16 protein-coding genes are annotated in these 18,779 nt (G+C 69.1%); 11 read left to right on the forward strand and 5 right to left on the reverse strand.

Annotated features, from left to right (window positions below):
- Positions 1 to 97: 97 nt before the first annotated feature.
- Together msrA and A3M1_RS0111090 are read right to left on the reverse strand one after the other, a co-directional pair.
- Complete coding sequence (msrA, locus tag A3M1_RS0111085; protein WP_018389041.1) at positions 98 to 751, reverse strand: peptide-methionine (S)-S-oxide reductase MsrA; 654 nt, start codon at positions 749 to 751, stop codon at positions 98 to 100.
- Between the two features lie 83 nt (positions 752 to 834).
- Complete coding sequence (locus A3M1_RS0111090; RefSeq protein ID WP_018389042.1) at positions 835 to 1,149, reverse strand: hypothetical protein; 315 nt, start codon at positions 1,147 to 1,149, stop codon at positions 835 to 837.
- Positions 1,150 to 1,623: 474 nt separating this feature from the next.
- On the opposite strand from A3M1_RS0111090, the gene ccoN reads away from it, so the two are divergent.
- The 11 genes from ccoN (at position 1,624) to A3M1_RS0111145 (ending at position 15,113) form a co-directional block, all read left to right on the forward strand.
- The gene (ccoN, locus tag A3M1_RS0111095) at positions 1,624 to 3,258 is read left to right on the forward strand and encodes a cytochrome-c oxidase, cbb3-type subunit I (protein ID WP_026221274.1); all 1,635 of its coding nucleotides are present in this window, start codon (positions 1,624 to 1,626) and stop codon (positions 3,256 to 3,258) included.
- A 12-nt stretch (positions 3,259 to 3,270) separates the two neighbouring features.
- On the forward strand, positions 3,271 to 4,026 hold the full coding sequence (ccoO, locus tag A3M1_RS0111100; RefSeq protein WP_018389044.1) for a cytochrome-c oxidase, cbb3-type subunit II: 756 nt from the start codon (positions 3,271 to 3,273) through the stop codon (positions 4,024 to 4,026).
- A 10-nt stretch (positions 4,027 to 4,036) separates the two neighbouring features.
- Positions 4,037 to 4,192: a cbb3-type cytochrome c oxidase subunit 3 gene (locus tag A3M1_RS0111105; protein WP_018389045.1), complete on the forward strand. Its 156-nt coding sequence runs from the start codon at positions 4,037 to 4,039 to the stop codon at positions 4,190 to 4,192.
- A 2-nt stretch (positions 4,193 to 4,194) separates the two neighbouring features.
- Positions 4,195 to 5,076 (forward strand): cytochrome-c oxidase, cbb3-type subunit III, encoded by an 882-nt coding sequence (gene ccoP, locus A3M1_RS0111110; protein ID WP_018389046.1) that lies wholly within the window; start codon positions 4,195 to 4,197, stop codon positions 5,074 to 5,076.
- A gap of 175 nt (positions 5,077 to 5,251) precedes the next feature.
- Entirely contained in the window at positions 5,252 to 6,721 is a 1,470-nt protein-coding gene (gene ccoG / locus A3M1_RS0111115) for a cytochrome c oxidase accessory protein CcoG (RefSeq protein ID WP_018389047.1), read from the forward strand.
- A gap of 20 nt (positions 6,722 to 6,741) precedes the next feature.
- Positions 6,742 to 7,239 (forward strand): FixH family protein, encoded by a 498-nt coding sequence (locus tag A3M1_RS0111120; RefSeq protein WP_018389048.1) that lies wholly within the window; start codon positions 6,742 to 6,744, stop codon positions 7,237 to 7,239.
- A 2-nt stretch (positions 7,240 to 7,241) separates the two neighbouring features.
- The gene (locus A3M1_RS0111125; protein WP_018389049.1) at positions 7,242 to 9,572 is read left to right on the forward strand and encodes a copper-translocating P-type ATPase; all 2,331 of its coding nucleotides are present in this window, start codon (positions 7,242 to 7,244) and stop codon (positions 9,570 to 9,572) included.
- Positions 9,569 to 9,757 carry a cbb3-type cytochrome oxidase assembly protein CcoS gene (gene ccoS / locus A3M1_RS0111130; protein WP_018389050.1) on the forward strand — a complete coding sequence of 63 codons (189 nt, stop codon included), beginning with the start codon at positions 9,569 to 9,571 and terminating at the stop codon, positions 9,755 to 9,757. The genes A3M1_RS0111125 and ccoS overlap by 4 nt, the downstream gene beginning before the upstream one ends.
- Entirely contained in the window at positions 9,754 to 10,905 is a 1,152-nt protein-coding gene (locus A3M1_RS0111135; protein WP_018389051.1) for an MFS transporter, read from the forward strand. The genes ccoS and A3M1_RS0111135 overlap by 4 nt, the downstream gene beginning before the upstream one ends.
- A 207-nt stretch (positions 10,906 to 11,112) precedes the next feature.
- Positions 11,113 to 14,523 (forward strand): acyl-[ACP]--phospholipid O-acyltransferase, encoded by a 3,411-nt coding sequence (locus tag A3M1_RS0111140; RefSeq protein ID WP_018389052.1) that lies wholly within the window; start codon positions 11,113 to 11,115, stop codon positions 14,521 to 14,523.
- Positions 14,520 to 15,113: a TetR/AcrR family transcriptional regulator gene (locus A3M1_RS0111145; RefSeq protein ID WP_018389053.1), complete on the forward strand. Its 594-nt coding sequence runs from the start codon at positions 14,520 to 14,522 to the stop codon at positions 15,111 to 15,113. The genes A3M1_RS0111140 and A3M1_RS0111145 overlap by 4 nt, the downstream gene beginning before the upstream one ends.
- A 145-nt stretch (positions 15,114 to 15,258) precedes the next feature.
- On the opposite strand, the gene A3M1_RS0111150 is transcribed toward A3M1_RS0111145, so the two are convergent.
- From A3M1_RS0111150 to A3M1_RS0111160, 3 genes are all read right to left on the reverse strand, one after another.
- Entirely contained in the window at positions 15,259 to 15,579 is a 321-nt protein-coding gene (locus A3M1_RS0111150) for a YbaB/EbfC family nucleoid-associated protein (protein WP_018389054.1), read from the reverse strand.
- 14 nt (positions 15,580 to 15,593) lie between these two features.
- On the reverse strand, positions 15,594 to 17,585 hold the full coding sequence (locus A3M1_RS0111155; protein ID WP_018389055.1) for a DNA polymerase III subunit gamma/tau: 1,992 nt from the start codon (positions 17,583 to 17,585) through the stop codon (positions 15,594 to 15,596).
- A 124-nt stretch (positions 17,586 to 17,709) separates the two neighbouring features.
- Positions 17,710 to 18,642: an autotransporter domain-containing protein gene (locus A3M1_RS0111160; protein WP_018389056.1), complete on the reverse strand. Its 933-nt coding sequence runs from the start codon at positions 18,640 to 18,642 to the stop codon at positions 17,710 to 17,712.
- Positions 18,643 to 18,779 lie beyond the last annotated feature (137 nt).

Here is an 18,779-nt window from a genome sequence, read left to right on the forward strand (position 1 = left end):
GGGGGAAGACGCCGGGGCGATGCGATCAAGAATAGACAGGGCACCCGTTGCGCGACACGCGGGGGCGCGGCGGGAAGCCCCGCCGCACCCGTCTTGGTCAAGCGGCGACGCCGGTGCCGATCGGGCAGGAGACGCCGGTGCCGCTGAGCGCGCAGTACCCGTTCGGGTTCTTGGCGAGGTACTGCTGGTGGTACTCCTCGGCGAAATAGAAATGCGGGGCGTCGACGATCTCGGTGGTGATCGCCGGGAAACCCTTGGCCTGCAGCGCCACATCATAGGCGGCGAGGCTGGCTTCCGCCTGCGCCCGCTGCTCGGCCGAGGTGACATAGAGGCCGGAGCGGTAGGTGGTGCCGACATCATTGCCCTGGCGCATGCCCTGGGTCGGGTCGTGGATCTCCCAGAACAGCTTGAGCAGCTGGGCATAGCTGATCTTCGCCGGGTCAAACACCACCAGCACCGCCTCGGCATGGCCGGTGAGCCCGGTGCAGGTTTCCTCATAGGTCGGGTTCGGGGTGATGCCGTTGATATAGCCGACGGCGGTCACATAGACGCCGGGGGTCTGCCAGAACTTGCGCTCGGCGCCCCAGAAGCAGCCAAGGCCGAAAATGGCGGTCTCGAAGCCTTGCGGGTAGGGGCCCTTGAGGGCGTGGCCGTTGACGAAATGGGTTTCGGCAGTGGGCAGTTCCTGGGCGCGGCCGGGCAGCGCCTGCGCGGCGGTGGGAAGGTCGGCACTCTTCTTGAAGAAGAACATGGGGCAAATCCCTTCATGGACTGGCGCCAATATGGGGGGTGGCGTGCCCTTGCGCGAGGGCGCGCCGCTTCACGCGCGCGGCATCAGGCGCGCGGACCTTCCACGGCCGGCCGGCGCCCGATCAGCAGCAGCAGCGCGCCGGCGATGCCGAGCACCGCGAACAGCGGGGCGCCGAGGACAGGCACGACGAGATAGTCCCACACCGTCAAGGAAAGGCTGCGCTCGACGAAGGCCTGGAAGCGCGCCAGCGACTCCGGGCTCACCGCCAGCCAGGTGACGCCGAGCGGGGTGGTGACGATTTCCGACGAGGCGATGGAGCGCACGCCGTCCAGCACCAGCGCGACGAAGGCGCCGGCGAGAACCCACAGCCCGACGAAGCGGAAGAAAAAGCGGATCATGAATGGCCCTGTCTTCTGGCGCGCCGCGCCGGCGGCGTGCCTTGTCTTAGACGCCATCGCCGAAAGGCTGCAAGGGCGCAGGTCCGGCGAGGGATATCCCCCGATGGTCATCCCGGACGGCCGCAGGCTGATCCGGGACCGTTTTCCGCATGGAGCGCGGTCCCGGCTCTCCGCTTCGCTCCGGCCGGGATGACGGCCGCGCGGGGTTGAGCGGCCGGCCGGTGAGCGGTCGGTCGGTGAGCGGCTCTGCGCGCGGCGTTGCGCCGCCGCTCCCGCGTCCGTGAAGACCCTTAGCCTTGATGTGGATCAAGGTTGTCGTCCCTCAGCGGCGCGAAAGCTCCCTCCACATCATGGAGTCGTTCCAGATCGGCCGATCGGAACGTGGAGGGTCGAATGACGCAGCTACACAGCTCCGCTGGCGAGGGACGCGGCTCGGGTGCCACCGAGCCCGGCGTCGACCAGAGCGGAAAGAAAATGACCTTTGGCGAAGGCGGGCTCGCTTTCGTCTTCGCGGTCCTGTCGCTGTCGTGCATCACCGTGGCGGCGAAGACGCACGATGCCGCCTATGCCTTCCACGCCTATCTCTCCGCCTTCGCCAGCCTGGCGGCGGTGTTCGTCATCCTCAACCGCTATGTCGACCGCCCGGCGGCGCTGCCGGCGCGGGAGATTGACGGCAAGCCGAACTACAATTTCGGCCCGGTGAAGTTCGCCACGATCGCGGCGATGTTCTGGGGCATTGCCGGCTTCCTGGTTGGCGTCATCATCGCCTTCCAGCTCGCCTTTCCCTGGCTGAACCTCGATTTGCCCTGGACGGCGTTCGGCCGGCTGCGCCCGCTGCACACCTCGGCGGTGATCTTCGCCTTTGGCGGCAACGTGCTGATCGGCACCTCGTTCTATGTGGTGCAGCGCACCTCGCGCGCCCGCCTCGCCGGCTATCTCGCGCCGTGGTTCGTGGTGCTGGGCTATAATTTCTTCATCGTCATCGCCGGCACGGGCTATCTGCTGGGCATCACCCAGTCGAAGGAATATGCCGAGCCGGAATGGTACGCCGACCTGTGGCTGACCGTGGTGTGGGTGACGTATCTGCTGGTCTATCTCGCCACGCTCTGGCGCCGGCAGGAGCCGCACATCTATGTGGCGAACTGGTTCTACCTCGCCTTCATCGTCACCATCGCGATGCTGCACCTCGGCAATAATGCCAGCATCCCGGTCTCGGTGTTCTCGCCCAAATCCTACATCGTCTGGTCGGGCGTGCAGGATGCCATGGTGCAGTGGTGGTATGGCCACAACGCGGTCGGCTTCTTCCTCACCGCCGGCTTCCTCGCCATCATGTACTACTTCATCCCCAAGCGGGCCGACCGGCCGGTCTATTCTTACCGGCTGTCGATCATCCACTTCTGGGCGCTGATCTTCATCTATATCTGGGCCGGCCCGCATCATCTGCACTACACGGCGCTGCCGGACTGGGCGCAGACGCTGGGCATGACCTTCTCGATCATCCTGTGGATGCCCTCCTGGGGCGGCATGATCAACGGCCTGATGACGCTCTCGGGCGCCTGGGACAAGCTGCGCACCGACCCGGTGCTGCGGATGATGGTGGTCTCGGTCGCCTTCTACGGCATGTCGACCTTCGAGGGTCCGCTGATGTCGGTGAAGTCGGTCAACTCGCTCAGCCACTACACCGACTGGACCATCGGCCATGTGCATTCCGGTGCGCTGGGCTGGGTCGCCTACATCTCCTTCGGCGCCATTTACTGCCTCGTGCCGTGGCTCTGGCAGAAGCGGGAGCTGTATTCGCTGCGCCTGGTCAACTGGCACTTCTGGATCTCGACCATCGGTATCGTCTTCTACATCTCGGCGATGTGGGTGGCGGGCATCCTGCAGGGCCTGATGTGGCGCGCCTATACCTCGCTCGGCTTCCTCGAATACTCCTTCATCGAGACCGTCGAGGCGATGCACCCCTTCTACATCATCCGCGCTTTGGGTGGCGTGCTGTTCCTCGTCGGCGGGCTGATCATGGCGTTCAACATCTTCATGACCATCCGGCAGCCGGAGACGGCTGAGGCCGACACCGGCGCGCGCAACCCTTCCCTCGTGCCGGCTGAGTGAGGACGCAAGATCATGGCTGAAGCCGCCGCTCCGAAAAAATCCCTCTGGGCCAAGCACGCCTTCCTCGAACGGAACTCGATCTGGCTGATGATCGGCATCCTGCTCGTGGTCGCCATTGGCGGCCTCGTCGAGATCGTGCCGCTGTTCTACCTCAAGAGCACGATCGAGAAGGTCTCCGGCGTGCGACCCTGGTCGCCGCTGGAACTGGCCGGCCGCAACATCTATGTCCGCGAGGGCTGCTACAACTGCCACTCGCAGATGATCCGCCCGCTGCGCGACGAGGTGGAGCGCTACGGCCACTACTCGCTGGCGGCCGAGAGCATGTATGACCGCCCGTTCCAGTGGGGCTCCAAGCGCACCGGGCCGGACCTCGCCCGCGTCGGCAACAAATATTCCGACGAATGGCAGCGCCAGCACCTCGCCGATCCGCGCTCGGTGGTGCCGGGCTCGATCATGCCCGGCTACCCCTTCCTGGCGCAGACCCCGCTCAAGACCTACGAGATCGCCGACGACATGAAGGTCAACGCCGTGCTTGGCGTGCCCTATTCGGAAGCGATGATCGCGGATGCGCTGGCCGACCTGAAGACGCAGGCCACCCCCGACGCCGATGGCGACGGGCTGACCGAGCGCTATCCCGGCGCCCAGCAGCGCGATTTCGACGGCAACCCCAAGGTTGTTTCCGAGGCGGATGCGCTGATCGCCTATCTGCAGGCGCTCGGCACCATGGTCGACTTCAAGCTTTACGACGACAAGGCAAACATCCGCTGAGGAGGCCGGGATGAACGAGACCTATCGCGCCCTCGCCGAATTCGCCCAGACCTGGGGGCTTCTCTACTTCGTCGGCATCTTCCTCTGCGTGCTCGCCTATGCGCTTTCGCCCCGGCGCGGCAAGCAGTTTGAAGAGGCCGCCCGCATGCCGCTGCGCGAGGATTGACCATGGCCGAGCATCAGAAGAACGTGGACGCCGTCACCGGCGTGTCGACGACCGGCCACGAGTGGGACGGCATTCGCGAACTGAATAACCCGCTGCCGCGCTGGTGGCTGTGGACCTTCTATGCCTGCATCGTCTGGGCGGTGGTCTACTGGATCGCCTATCCCGCCTGGCCGCTCGTCTCCGGCTACACTTCCGGCGTGCTCGGCTGGAAGTCGCGCGACGCCATCGAGGTGCAGCTCGCCGATCTGCGCACCCAGCGTGGCGCCTTCGCGCAGAAGCTGCAGGATGCCTCGCTCGCCGAGATCGAGGCCAGCCCCGAACTGCTGTCCTTCGCCCGCGCCCAGGGCCGGGCGGCCTTCGGCGATAATTGCGCGCCGTGCCACGGCACCGGGGCCGCCGGCTCGGTCGGCTATCCCAACCTGAACGATGATGACTGGATGTGGGGCGGCTCGCTGGAGCAGATCCAGCAGACCCTGCTGCACGGCATCCGCTCCACCGATGCCGACGCACATGTCGGCGACATGCCCGCCTTCGGCCGCGACGCCATGCTGCCGCGCCCGGAAATCGTGGCGGCGGCCGATTATGTGCGCTCGCTCTCCAATCTGCCGGTGCCGGCCGGGGTCACGCCCGATCTCGCCAAGGGCAAAGAGGTGTTCGAGGCCAATTGCGCCGCCTGCCATGGGGCCGACGGCAAGGGCAATATCGAACTCGGCGCCCCGAACCTCACCGACGGCATCTGGCTCTACGGCTCGGGCCGCGACGCCGTGATCGCCTCGATCACCAATGGCCGCGCCGGCATCATGCCCGCCTGGGGCGGCCGGCTCGACCCGACCACCATCAAGGCCCTCACCGTCTATGTGCATGCGCTCGGGGGCGGGAAGTAACGCCTGCACGTGACGGAGCGAGGCCATGCGGCGGGGCGTCTCAGCGACGTCCCGCCGCATAAGCATTTTTCCGCCCGGCAAGCCCCGGATCAACGGTTCCTGCCGCCGGGTTTAGAAAGCCTCCATGACAGGCGCGAACCGCCAGAGGTGCGAGGCGCACGTTTCGGGGACCGACATGAACATGGCGACCAAGGTGGAACGGCTGGAAGAGCCGGAATATGACGACGACGCCCCGCTCTACGAGGCCCGTCGCAAGATCTACCCCATCGCCGTGCATGGCACCTTCCGCCGCATCAAATGGGCGCTGCTCATCGTCACGCTGGGCATCTACTACCTGCTGCCCTTCCTGCGCTGGGACCGTGGGCCCAATGCCCCCTCGCAGGCGGTGCTGGTCGATCTTGCCAATGGGCGGTTCTATTTCTTTTTCATCGAGATCTGGCCGCAGGAAATCTACTACGTCACCGGCCTCTTGATCCTCGCCGCGCTGGTGCTGTTCCTGATGAACGCGGTGGCCGGGCGGCTGTGGTGCGGCTATCTCTGCCCGCAGACCGTGTGGACCGACCTGTTCCAGGCGATCGAGCGCATGGTGGAAGGCGACCCGCGCGAGCGGCGCGAGAAGCTGAAGACCGCCTCGCGCACCCAGCGCGTCTTCGAGGCCGCCGCCAAGCACACGCTGTGGCTGATGGTGGCGTGGTGGACGGGTGGCGCCTGGGTGCTCTATTTCGCCGATGCGCCGACGCTGGTCTGGGAGCTTTTCACCGGCACGGCGCCGCTGGTCGCCTATCTCTGGATCGCCATCCTCACCTTCACCACCTATGTGCTCGCCGGCCATATGCGCGAGCAGGTGTGCACCTATATGTGCCCCTGGCCGCGCATCCAGGCGGCGCTGACCGACGAATACGCCTTCAACGTCACCTATCGCTATGATCGCGGCGAGCCGCGCGGCTCGTTCAAGAAGAGCGAGGCGCTGCGGGCGGCCGGCGTGCCCTCGGGCGACTGCATCGACTGCAAGCAATGCGTCGCCGCCTGCCCGACGGGCGTCGACATCCGCCTCGGCAGCCAGCTCGCCTGCATCCAGTGCGGCCTGTGCATCGACGCCTGCGACACGGTGATGAACAAGGTGGGCCGCCCGGCCGGGCTGATCGCCTACGACACCGAGATGAATGTCGAGCGCCGCCAGCAGGGGCTCGCGCCGGTGGCGAAGGTGTTCCGCGCCCGCACCCTGCTCTATGCCGGGCTGATCGTCGTCGTCGGCGGCATCATGGTGGCGACGCTGGCGATGCGCGGCTCGGAGGGCGTCTCGGTCATCCACGACCGCAATCCGCTGTTTGTCCGCCTCTCGGACGGATCGCTGCGCAATGCCTACACGCTGCGCATCGTCAACAAGCAGTCGCTGCCGCGCCGTTTCGCCATCGCGGTGGACGGGGTGCCGGAAGCGCAGTTGGAGGTCGTCGGCGGCATCTCGGAAACCGAGAACGGCCATCCCGTGGTCGAGGTCGGGCCGGACCAGACCTATGAGCTGCGGGCGCTGGTTTCCACGTCAGCCAAGCTGCCGGCCAGCGCCTCGCTGCCCGTCACCTTCTCCGTCACCGATGTGATCGGCGGCGAGACCACCACCGCGCCCGACCATTTCAAGGGTCCTTGAGCCCCGACCGGAGGACGATCATGGCCGCACGCCGCAACGCATCGGATGAGGGGAAGGGAAGGCCGATCACCGGCCGCACCGTGCTTGTCTGCTTCATCGGCTTCTTCGGCGTCGTCTTCACCGCCAATTTCTTCCTGGTGCGGGCGGCGGTGACGAGCTTTGGCGGGGTGGAGACGGAAAGCTCCTACAAGGCCGGGCTCGCCTTCCGTGCCGAGAGCGAGGCGGCGGCGGCGCAGGATGCCCGCCACTGGCAGGTCGACGCCCATATCGAACCCGGCCGGCTCGATGTCGCCGCCCACGATGCCGAAGGCCGCCCGCTGACCGATGTCGCCCTGGTGGCGACGCTGCAGCACCCGACCGACCGCCGGCTCGACGTGCCGCTCGACCCGGTGCGCGTGAGCGCGGGCCAGTGGCGCGCCACGGACACGGTGGCCTCAGGGCAATGGGAGCTGGTGATCGAACTCAACCGCGACGGCGAGCGGCTGTTCCGCTCCACCAACCGCGTCATCATCCGGTAGCGATGATGGCGAGCGAGACCCTGGCCCCCAAAATCATCGCGCTCCCCGGCGCGTCATGGCCGGGCGCGCCGGTTCAGGACGTTCAGGCGCAAGCGCCCGCCCAGGATTTTTCGCTGTTCCTGCGCCGCGACCCGGCCGGGCAGGCGGAGATGGCGTTCGCGGTCGAGGGCATCGACTGCGCCGCCTGCATCGACGAGATCGAGGACGGGTGCGAGGCGCTGCCCGGCATCGCCCGGGCGCGGCTGAACTACACCACCCACCGCCTCACCATCGGCTGGGAGGCGAAGGCCGAACCCGCCCCGGCGCGGGTGCTGGAGGCGCTGGCGAAGGCGGGCTATCGCGCCTGGCCGTTCGAGGCCGACCGGCTGGAGGAGATCGACAACGCCACCTCCCGCCATCTGCTGCGCTGCCTCGGCGTCGCCGGCTTCGCGGCGATGAATATCATGCTGCTCTCGGTCTCGGTGTGGTCGGGCAATGTCACCGACATCACCCCGGAGACGCGCGACTTCTTCCACTGGCTCTCGGCGCTGATCGCGCTGCCGGCCGCCGCCTATGCCGGCCAGCCCTTCTTCCAAAGCGCGCTGCGGGCCTTGAAGGCCCGCTCGCTCAACATGGACGTGCCGATCACGCTCGGCGTGCTGCTGGCGCTCAGTGTCTCGGTGTACGAGACGCTGCACCATGCCGAGCACGCCTATTTCGACTCGGCGGTCATGCTGCTGTTCTTCCTGCTCGCCGGCCGCTATCTCGACCACGCGATGCGCCGGCGCACGCGGGCGGAGGCGGGCAATCTCGCCGCGCTGAAGGCGGTCTCGGCCAACCGCATCGAGGCGGATGGAAGGCTCGTCACCGTGCCCGCCGCCGCGGTGAAGCCGGGCGACGAGGTGATGCTGCGGGCGGGCGAGCGCGCGCCGGTGGACGGGATGGTGCTCTCGGGCACCGCCTCGGTGGATGAGAGCCTGGTGACGGGCGAGACGCTGCCGCGCCAAGTGGGCGTCGGCGGCACGGTGCATGCGGGCAGCCTCATTCATGACGGCGTGCTGCGGCTGCGCACGACTGCGGCGGGCGAGGACACGTTTCTCGACGAAATCGAGCGCCTGCTCGACAAGGCTTCGACCGCGCGGGGGCGCTATGTCAGGCTCGCCGACCGCGCCGCCCGGCTCTACGCGCCGATGGTGCACACCACGGCGCTGCTGGCGCTGATCGGCTGGCTGATCGCCGGCGCCTCGCTGCACCAGGCGGTGCTGATCGCGGTGGCGGTGCTCATCATCACCTGCCCCTGCGCGCTGGCGCTCGCCGTGCCGGCGGTGCAGGTGGTGGCGGCCGGCACGCTGATGCGGGCCGGCGTTCTCATCAATTCCGGCGATACCTTCGAGCGGCTGGCCGAGATCGACACCGTCGCCTTCGACAAAACAGGCACGCTCACCCTTCCCGATCCCAGCCTTTCCGACAGCTCTCACGTGCCGGCCCCGCTGCTCGCCGTGGCGGCGCGGCTCGCTCTGGCGAGCACGCATCCGCTGGCGCGGGCGATCGCCGCCGCTCATCCCGACGCTTTGCCACTTGCCGAGGTGCGCGAAGTGCCGGGCGCCGGCGTCGAGGCCGAGATCGACGGGGTGTCGGCGCGGCTCGGCAGCCCGGCCTTTTGCGGCTGCGAGGCGCTGGCGGCGGCGCGGGCCGATGCGGCGCCCGATGCCTCGCTGGTCGCGGTGCGGCTGGGCGAGGCCTGCGCCGTCCTTGAGATCCGCCAGGCGCTGCGCAGCGATGCGCGCGCGGTGATCGACGAACTGCGCGACGCCGGCCTCACCATCGTGCTGCTCTCGGGCGATCGTCGCGCGGCGGTGGCGCCGGTGGCGGCGCAGCTCGGCATCAAGGAGTGGTGGGCGCAGATGCGGCCGGGCGACAAGATCGCGGTGCTGGAGAGCCTCGATGCCAAGGGGCATGGCGGGAAGGGGCACGGCGTGCTGATGGTGGGCGACGGCATCAATGACGCGCCCTCGCTCGCCAGCGCCCATGTCTCGCTCTCGCCGATCAGCGCCGCAGATGTGACGCGGGCGCAGGCCGACGCGGTGTTCCTCGGCGAGAAACTGGCGCCCGTCGCCATCGCGCTGAAAGTGGCGCGGCGGGCGCGGCATCTGATGCGGCAGAATTTGATGATCGCCGTGGTCTACAATCTCATCGCCGTGCCGCTGGCGGTCGCCGGCTATGTCACCCCGCTGGTGGCGGCGCTCGCCATGTCCGGTTCCTCCATCATCGTCACCCTCAACGCCCTGCGGGCGCGGCAGGGTGGGCGCGCGGCGACGGGCGCCGCGCCGGAAGGGAAAGAGGTGGCGGCATGAGCGTGCTTCTTTATCTGGTGCCGGCGGCGCTGAGCCTTGGCCTGCTTGGGCTGGTCGCCTTCCTGTGGACGCTCAGGTCCGGCCAGTATGACGACATTGAGGGGGCGGCGGTGCGCGTGCTCTCCGATGACGATCTGCGCGCGCCGCCCGACGGGGGCACCGGCCAGCGGGACCGCCCCGTATGAGCGCCAGCGATTATTTCGATTCTGAGACGGAAGCGGCCCGCGCCGGCCGGCTCGGCTGCGCCTGCCCGGAGGATGCGCCGCGCGCGCTGCGCCGTTCGCTCGGCATCGGGCGACTGGCCGGCGGCTTCGCCCTCGTGGTGCTGGCGCAGGCGCTGACGCTGGGCGCGTTGCCGCTCGCCGGGGCGATGCTGGCGCCGCGCCCGGAACTCGGCGCGCTGCCGCTCGGCGCGTTCCTGCTCGGCGCAGCGCTGGCGAGCCTGCCGGCCAGCTTCCTGCTCGACACGTTCGGCCGGCGCGCCGCCTTCGCGCTCGGCGCCAGCCTTGGCATCGCCGGCGGGCTGGTGGCGGCCTATGCGATGAGGCTCGGCGCCTTCCCGATGCTGGTGCTGGGTGCGGCCTGGCTGGGCGCGGCGCAGGGTTTTGGCATGTTCTACCGCCACGCGGCGGCGTTCGGCGCGGCATCCGGCCTGCGGGCGGGCATGGTGGCGCGGCTCCTTGGCGCCGGCGCGCTGGCGGGCTTTGCCGGGCCGCTGCTGGCCGGCGCGGCCGAGGCGGCGCTCACACCCTACACCTTCGCCGGCACGCTGATCCTCGCCGCGCTGGCCCAGCTCGGCGCGCTGGGCTTTGCCGTCTCCCTGCCGGAGGCGCGCTTTTCCCATGCCGATCTCACCGTCGAGGCGAGGGCGCAGCCGCAGGAGCGCTCCGCGCCGCTGGCCTGGCGGGCGCTCATGCTGCCGACGCTGATCGGGGCGCTGGCCTGGGCGGCGATGACCTCCGCCATGGCCGGCGCGCCGCTGTCGCTGGCCGGCTGCGGCGTCGGGGTGCCGCTGATCTCAGGCGTCGTCGCCTGGCATGTGGTGGCGATGTACGCGCCGGCGCTGGCGGGCGGGGCGCTGGCGCGGTGGATCGGCGCGGCGCCGCTGGCGCTGCTGGCGCTCGCGCTCTGCATCGCGGCGGCGCTGACGGTGGCGCAGGCGAGCGAGGCGGTGACGATTTCCCTCGCCTTCCTCGCGGTGGGCGCCGGCTGGGCGCTGGCGAGCCTCGCCACCACGCTGATGCTGCACGCAAGCGGTGCGCCGTCCCGGCTGCAGCTTGGCGTGCATGACGGGCTGCTGCTCGCCGCAGCGCTGGCGGGCGTGCTGGTTTAGCCGCCCCACGCCGTCATCCCCGGGCTTGACCCGGGGATCCATGATGTCCTCCGCGCTCGCGCGCCGAACAAGACGTGGATGGCCGGGTCAAGCCCGGTCCTGACGCTCAGGGGACGCCCACGGGGAGGATGGTCTTGTGCGCCATGTTGACGCCTTCGCGTCTTTATGTAAGTGATCGCTCACTGACAATGCGGTGAGGGATCGAGCATGTTCACACGGCTGATGACGGCCCGGCGGTTCGCGCCGCTGTTCTGGTGCCAGTTTTTCGCGGCCTTCAACGACAATTTCGTGAAGAACGCGATGGCGCTGCTGATTCTCTACGGCATCGCCCATGTGAATGGCGGCGCGCTGGTGACGCTGGCGGGCGGCGTGTTCATTCTGCCCTTCTTCCTGTTCTCCTCCCTCGGCGGCCAGCTGGCCGACCGCTACGACAAGTCGCTGATCGCCCGGCGGGTGAAATTCGCCGAGATCTGGATCGTGCTCATCGCCAGCGCCGGCTTTGTCATCCAGTCCATTCCCCTGCTGTTCGTCGGCCTGTTCTTCATGGGAACGCTGAGCGCGCTGTTCGGGCCGGTGAAATACGGCATCCTGCCCGATCACCTCGCCAAGGATGAGCTGGTGTCCGGCAATGCGCTGATCGAGATGGCGACCTTCGCCGCCATTCTCGGCGGCACGGTGGGCGGGGCGCTGGCCTTCACCCATACCGGGGAATGGGCGGTGGCCGGCTTCACCTTCGTGCTGGCGGTGATTGCCTGGCTCTCCGCCCGGGCGATCCCGCACACGCTGCCGGGCGCGCCGGACCTCAAGATCGACCGCAACATCTGGCGCAGCACGATGACGCTGCTGGCCGACATCCGCGCCGAGAAGCCGATCTGGCGCGGGGCGCTGATCGTCTCCTGGTTCTGGCTGGTCGGCGGCGTGGTGCTCTCGCTGCTGCCGACGCTGGTCAAGGACAGCATTGGCGGGCTGGAAAGCGTCGTCACGCTGTTCCTCGTGCTGTTCACCATCGGCGTCGCCATCGGCTCGACGCTCGCCGCCAAGCTGTCGGAAGGCCGCATCCTGCTGGCGCTGGTGCCGGCCGCCGGCCTGCTGATGGGCGTCTTCGCCATCGATCTCGCCTTCATGATGGGCACGCTCGCCCCCGCCGCGCAGCCGATCGGCTGGTATGCGTTCCTCACCTCCGGCGCGGGCGTGCACGCCGCCATCGGCCTGATCGGCCTTGCGGCGGCCGGCGGCGCCTTCGTGGTGCCGACCTTCGCCTTCGTGCAGGCGGCCGCCGACGAGGACCGCCGCGCCCGGGTGATCGCCGGCAACAATGTGCTCAACGCCGCCTTCATGGTCGCCGGCGCGGTCATCGTCGCCGGGCTGCAATTCGCCGGCTTCGGTGCCCCGGCGCTGCTTGGCCTGCTCGGCGTGGCGAGCCTTGTCGTCGCCATCCTCGCCGGCCGCGCCTTCCAGGGCCAGGTGCTGCGCGACCTGATCAAGCTGGTGTTCCGGGTGCTGTTCCGGGTCGAGGTGACGGGGGCGGAGCACCTGAAGGCCGCCGGCCCCGGCTCGGTGATCGCCATCAACCATGTCAGCTTCCTCGACGCGCCGCTGATCATGGCGCTGCTCGACAATGACCCGGTCTTCGCCGTCGACCGCGCCATCGCCGAAGCCTGGTGGGTGAAGCCGTTCCTCAGCCTTGTGCGTGCCTTCCCGCTCGACCCGACCAAGCCGATGGCGACCCGCGACCTCATTCGCCAGGTGCAGCAGGGCGAGCAATTGGTGATCTTCCCCGAGGGGCGCATCACCGTTACCGGCTCGATCATGAAGATCTATGACGGCTCGGCGCTGATCGCCGACAAGGCGGACGCGCCCGTGGTGCCGGTGCGGATCGAGGGGCTGGAGCAGACCTATTTCTCCCGCCTCGACGGCCACCAGACCCGCAAGCGCCTTTTTCCCAAGGTGCGCGTCACCATCCTGCCGCCGCGCAAGCTGAAGGTCGACAAGGAGCTGTTCGGCCGCCGGCGCCGGCGCGCGGCGGGCGCGGCGCTGTATGACGTGATGAGCGATCTCGTCTTCGAGACCAGCCACACCAATGTCACCGTCTATCAGGCGGTGGAGGACGCGGCGGTGCGGCTCGGCATGAAGCGCATCGTGCTGGAAGACCCGCTCGGCACCATCCTGTCCTATCGCAAGCTTCTTCTCGGGGCGAAGATCCTCGGCGACAAGCTGGCGAAGGAAACCGCCCCGAGCGAGAAGGTCGGCGTGCTGCTGCCCAACGCCGCCGGCATCGCCGTGGTGCTGATGGGGCTCTCGCGGCATGGCCGCGTGCCGGTCATGCTGAACTACACCGCCGGCGCCACCAACCTTGTCACCGCCTGCAAGGCGGCCGAGGTGAAGCTGGTGGTCGCCTCGCGCGCCTTCATCGAGAAGGCGCGGCTGGAGGCGGAAGTCGCGGAGCTGGAAAAGCATGTGCGCGTGCTGATGAGCGAGGATATCCGCGCTTCCGTCACCACGCCGGACAAGATCCGCGCGATGCTGCCGCTGTCGGCGCCCAAGCCCGCCCATCCCGACGACCCGGCCTTCGTGCTGTTCACCTCAGGCTCGGAGGGTACGCCGAAGGGCGTCGTGCTCTCCCACCGCAACATTCTCACCAATGTGGCGCAGGTGGCGGCGCGGATCGACTTCTCGCCCGCCGACATCATGTTCAACGTGCTCCCCGTTTTCCATTCCTTCGGGCTGACGGGCGGGCTGATGCTGCCGATGGTGTCCGGGCTGAAGACTTATCTCTACCCCTCGCCGCTGCACTACCGGATCATCCCGGAACTGGTCTACGCCACCAACGCCACCGCCATTGTCGGTACCGACACCTTCCTCATGGGCTATGCCCGCACCGCCAACCCCTATGATTTCCGCTCGCTGCGCTTCGTGGTGGCGGGGGCCGAGCCGGTGAAGGCGGAAACGCGGCGGGTGTGGATGGAGAAGTTTGGCCACCGCATCCTTGAGGGCTACGGCGTCACCGAATGCGCGCCGGTGCTGGCGGTGAACACGCCGATGTTCAACCGCGTCGGCACGGTGGGGCGGATGGTGCCCGGCGTCCACCACCGGCTGGAGACCATGGCCGGCATCGAGGAAGGCGGACGGCTGCAGGTGCGCGGGCCGAATGTGATGCTCGGCTATCTCCGCGCCGAGAAGCCCGGCGTGATCGAGCCGCCTGAGATGGGCTGGTACGACACCGGCGACATCGTCACCTTTGACGACGAAGGCTTCGTCGCCATTCGCGGCCGGGTGAAGCGCTTCGCCAAGATCGCCGGCGAGATGATCTCGCTCGCCGCCATCGACACCATGGTCGCCGTCTTGCGCCCCGATGCCGAGCATGTCGCGGTGGCGGTGCCGGATGCGCGGCGCGGCGAGCGCATCATCCTGATGACCACCGCGCCCGATCTCACCCGCGCGGCGTTGCAGGCGCATGGCCGCGAGCGCGGCGTGACCGAGCTGATGATCCCGGCCGAAATCCTGCGCATGGACGCGCTGCCGCTGCTGGGTTCCGGCAAGGTGGACTTCACCAAGGCGCGCACCATCGCGCTGGAAATGCTCGCCGCGCGCGGCGCCGGGCCGGGAGAGGGTGCGTGAGCGCGGCGCCCGCACGGCGCGGCCGCGACGGCGCGGATACCCGCGCGCGGATCGAGGCGGTCGCGCTGGAGCTGTTCGCGCAGAAGGGCGTGGCCGGCACCTCGGTGCGCGATATCGCGCTGGGGGTCGGGGTGAGCGAGGGGGCGCTGTACCGGCATTTCCCCTCGAAGGAGAAGCTGGCCCGCGAGCTGTTCCTCACCCGCTACGGGGCGTTGGCGGCCGAGATCTGCGCCATCGACGCGGACGAGCCGGAGCTGCCGGCAAAGCTGCGGGCGATGGTGGGGCTGGCCTGCGGCCTGTTCGATGCCGAGCCGGCGCTGTTCGCCTATCTGCTCATCCACCAGCACGAGCATCTGGGCCGGGTGCCGGACGCGCCGGAGGCGAATGTGGTGGAGGCGGTGGCGCAGATGCTGCGCGGCGCCGGCGTGCCGCCCGAGCGCGTCACACTGGCCAGCGCCATGGCGCTGGGCTGCGTGGTGCAGCCGGCCGTGTTCGCGCTCTATGGCCGGATCAGCGGCCCGCTGACCGCGCAGGTGGACGCCATCGCGGCCGCGGTGATGGGCGTCGTGGAAGGCCTGATGGACAGGTAGCGCGCGGGCCACCCCCCGTCATCCCGGGCGGCCCAAAGGGCCGATCCGGGATCGCGTGCCGGTGAGGCGGGAGACGATCCCGGCGCGCGCTTGGCTCGGCCGGGATGACGCGCATGGACGCCGCGCGGCGCCCGGCGTCCGTCTCTCAGAACAGCTTCATGCCGGGAGGGATCGGCAGGCCGGCGGTGATCGCCTGGGTCTTTTCCTGCACGATGCGGTCGCCCTTGGCGCGGGCATCGGCATGGGCGGCGACGATCAGGTCTTCCAGGATTTCCGCCTCATCCGGGTTGAGCAGGCTGGGGTCGACATGGATCGCCTTCAGCGCGCCCTTGGCGGAGAGGCGCACCGTGACCATGCCGCCGCCGGCCGCGCCTTCGACCTCGATGGCTTCCAGCTCCGCCTGGAGCTGCTCCATCTTGGACTGCATCTCCTTCACCTTGGACATGATGCCGAGAAGGTCTTTCATCCGGGACTCCTGTGTCAGAACTCGATCTCGTCGTCCGCGCCCGGCCCGTCATCGCGGGCGGCCATCAGATCGGCGTCGTTGGTATCGGTGGTGAAGTCGCCGGCAGGCTCTTCGGTTGCGAGCGAACGCACATCGACGATCGAGGCGCCGGGAAAACGGGCCAGCGCCGCCGCCACCAAGGGGTCGGCGCGCACGCCGGTCATCATCGCATGGCGCTGGGCGGCGGCCTTCTCGGCCAGAGTGGGCTCGCCCTCCTCGCGCGACAGGGCGACCAGCCAGCGCTTTCCCGTCCATTCGGAAATCTTCGACTGCAGTTCCTGGATCAGATTGGGCGAGCCGCCGGGGGCCAGCGCCACTTCCAGCCTTCCATCCTCGAAGTCGACCAGGCGCAGATGGTTTTCCAGCGCGAATTTGAGCTTGAGGTCGCGCCGGGCGGCGGCGAGCGCGACCAGATCCTCGAAGGTCGCCACGGCGAGGCTGGCGACAGGGGCGGGCGCGGGGGAAGGCGTCGGCGCGGCCGGGCGCGGGGCGCTGCGGGAGGCCACCGAAAGATGGCTCGCCGCGCTGGGGGCGGCCGAGGGAGCGGAGACCGGGGCAGAGACAGGGGCGGCATAGCTGCGCGGGGCGGTCGCCGCCATCGCCGAGCCGCCACCAGAGCTCATTGCTGAACCGCCGCCCATTCCGCCGCCACCACCGGAAGGCCGGGCGGCCGGTTCGGGCGCGCCGTCGCGCAGGCGGCGCAGCGCCTCGTCCGGGGTCGGCAGGTCGCTGGCATAGGCGAGGCGCACCAGCACCATTTCCGCCGCCTGCATCGGCTTGGCCGCCTGCTGCACCTCGGTGAGGCCCTTGGTCAGCATCTGCCAGGCGCGCGCGAGCACCCGCATCGACAGGCCGCGGGCGAAATCCCGCCCGCGCGTGCGCTCGGCTTCCACCAGAGCGGCGTCGTCGCCGGTCTCGGGCAGGATCTTCATCCGGGTGACGAGATGGGTGAATTCGGCGAGATCTGCGATCACCACCGCCGGGTCGGCGCCGGAATCATATTGCTCGCGCAGTTCGGTCAGCGCCTGGGCGATGTCGCCCTTCATCAGCGCCTCGAACAGGTCGATGACGCGGCCGCGATCGGCGAGGCCGAGCAGCGCCCGCACCTGCTCGCCATGCACCATGCCGCCCGTTGCCTGGCCGCCGGAATGGGCGATCGCCTGGTCGAGCAGCGAGAGCGCGTCGCGCACCGAGCCTTCCGCCGCGCGGGCGATGAGGCTCAGCGCCTCGGCGTCGATGTTCACGCCCTCCGCCGTGCAGATGCCGTGCAGGTGGCGCGCCAGCACGCCGGCCTCGACCCGGCGCAGATCGAAGCGCTGGGTGCGCGAGAGCACCGTGACCGGCACCTTGCGGATTTCCGTGGTGGCGAAGATGAACTTCACATGCTCGGGCGGCTCTTCCAGCGTCTTCAGCAGCCCGTTGAAGGCCGCCGTGGAGAGCATGTGCACTTCGTCGATGATGAAGACCTTGTAGCGCGCCAGTACCGGCTTGTAGCGCGCCGCCTCGATGATCTCGCGAATGTCGCCGATGCCGGTATTGGACGCGGCGTCCATCTCCTGCACGTCGACATGGCGGCTCTCGATGATGTCGCGGCAGTGGCGGCCGAGCACCGGCATGTCCAGCGTCGGCTGCCCGCCGCCGACGGGGCCGTCGGCCGGCTCGTAGTTGAGCGCGCGGGCGAGGATGCGGGCGGTGGTGGTCTTGCCGACGCCGCGCACCCCGGTGAGGATATAGGCCTGCGCGATGCGCCCCGAGGTGAAGGCGTTGCTCAGCGTGCGGACCATCGCCTCCTGGCCGATCAGATCGGCGAAGGTCTGCGGCCGGTATTTGCGGGCGAGCACGCGATAGGGCGTCACCGGCGCGGCGGGCGGCACGGCCGGCACGCTCGGCGCCGGGCCGAGGTCGAAGCCCGGCCCGTCATCGGCCATATCAGTCGGGTCGGACATGTCGGGGGTGTCGGCGCTCATGGCCCCTTCATAGCATCGCCGGCGGGGCAGGGCACAACGGCGCAATGACGGGACGGGCAAATTTCCGGGGACGGGAGGGAAGGCGCGGCGGCGCTCCATCCGGTGCGCCCGTGCTTCCGGTGCGCTACAGCCGCCACGTCACCGCGACCGAGCCGGTCTGGTTGAGATAGGCGGACGGGCTCGCCTCAACATCGTAGGGGGTATCGAAGCTGAGGGTATCGGAACCCGCAGCGACGAGCCCCACCCCGGCGGTGAACAGCCAGGGCGAGAGGTCGGCGCCCGGTATTTCGGTCAGCGCGTGGCGCAGCGCCAGCTCGCCGGAGACGAACAGCTTGCGAGTGGTCTGGCCCTCCACCGCGAGGTTGCGCCCGCCGGCCAGCGCAGTGCTGCCATAGGCACCGAGAAGGTAGGAGCGCAGATTGGCCGAGCCGGAGGCGAGATTGGCCCGCGCGGCGTCGGTGTCGGCGGTGACGCTGGTGGAGGTGAAGGCGAAGAGCGCGCCGGCGCGGCCTTGCCCGTCAAAGCTCCGGTCGACGCCGAAAGCGGCGCCGCCGCCGAAGCTGTAACCGGGCACGCCGCCGATCGCGCCCTGCTGGCCGCCGCCGCCGAGCGGCCGCACCCAGGCGCGGGTGCTGCTGTCCGAGCGGTCGGGGGCGTCGAGGCGCTCGGTCACGACCTGCCCCAGCATGCGCTGGACGTTCGCGGTCGCCTCGGTGGCGGCGCCGGCCAGCACCGGCAGGGTCTGGCTGATCGCGCCCGACAGGGCCGGGCCCTCAAGTTCGTTGAGCGTGAGCGTGACCGGCGCCATCGCCCCGAACAGGCCGTTCGTGGTGCCGGCGACGGCGTAGAGCGTGCGGGCGGCACCGACCGCGGCGGTGGTGCCGGTCGCCGCCACGGTCTGCGCATAGGGGCGCACGAGCGAGGTCACGGTGATATCGCCGGTGAACACGGCGGAGGAATCATAGGTGCCGAGCAGCATCTGCGCGCTCGATGCGTCGCCCTCGATGCCGCCATAGAGGCTGCCGAGTTCGCCATCGGTGAGGGTGTTGAACAGCACCCGCCCTTCCGGCGTGCTCGAGCCGAGCAAGGTGAAGGCGGTGCCATCGGGCCGCAGCCCCTCGCCCCAGAAATAGCCGCTCTTGTAGCCGGTGATGATGAAGGTGCCGGGCTGGGTGGTGCCGAAGGCTTGCGGGC

The organism is Ancylobacter sp. FA202 (assembly GCF_000380205.1).
Classification (GTDB): domain Bacteria; phylum Pseudomonadota; class Alphaproteobacteria; order Rhizobiales; family Xanthobacteraceae; genus Ancylobacter.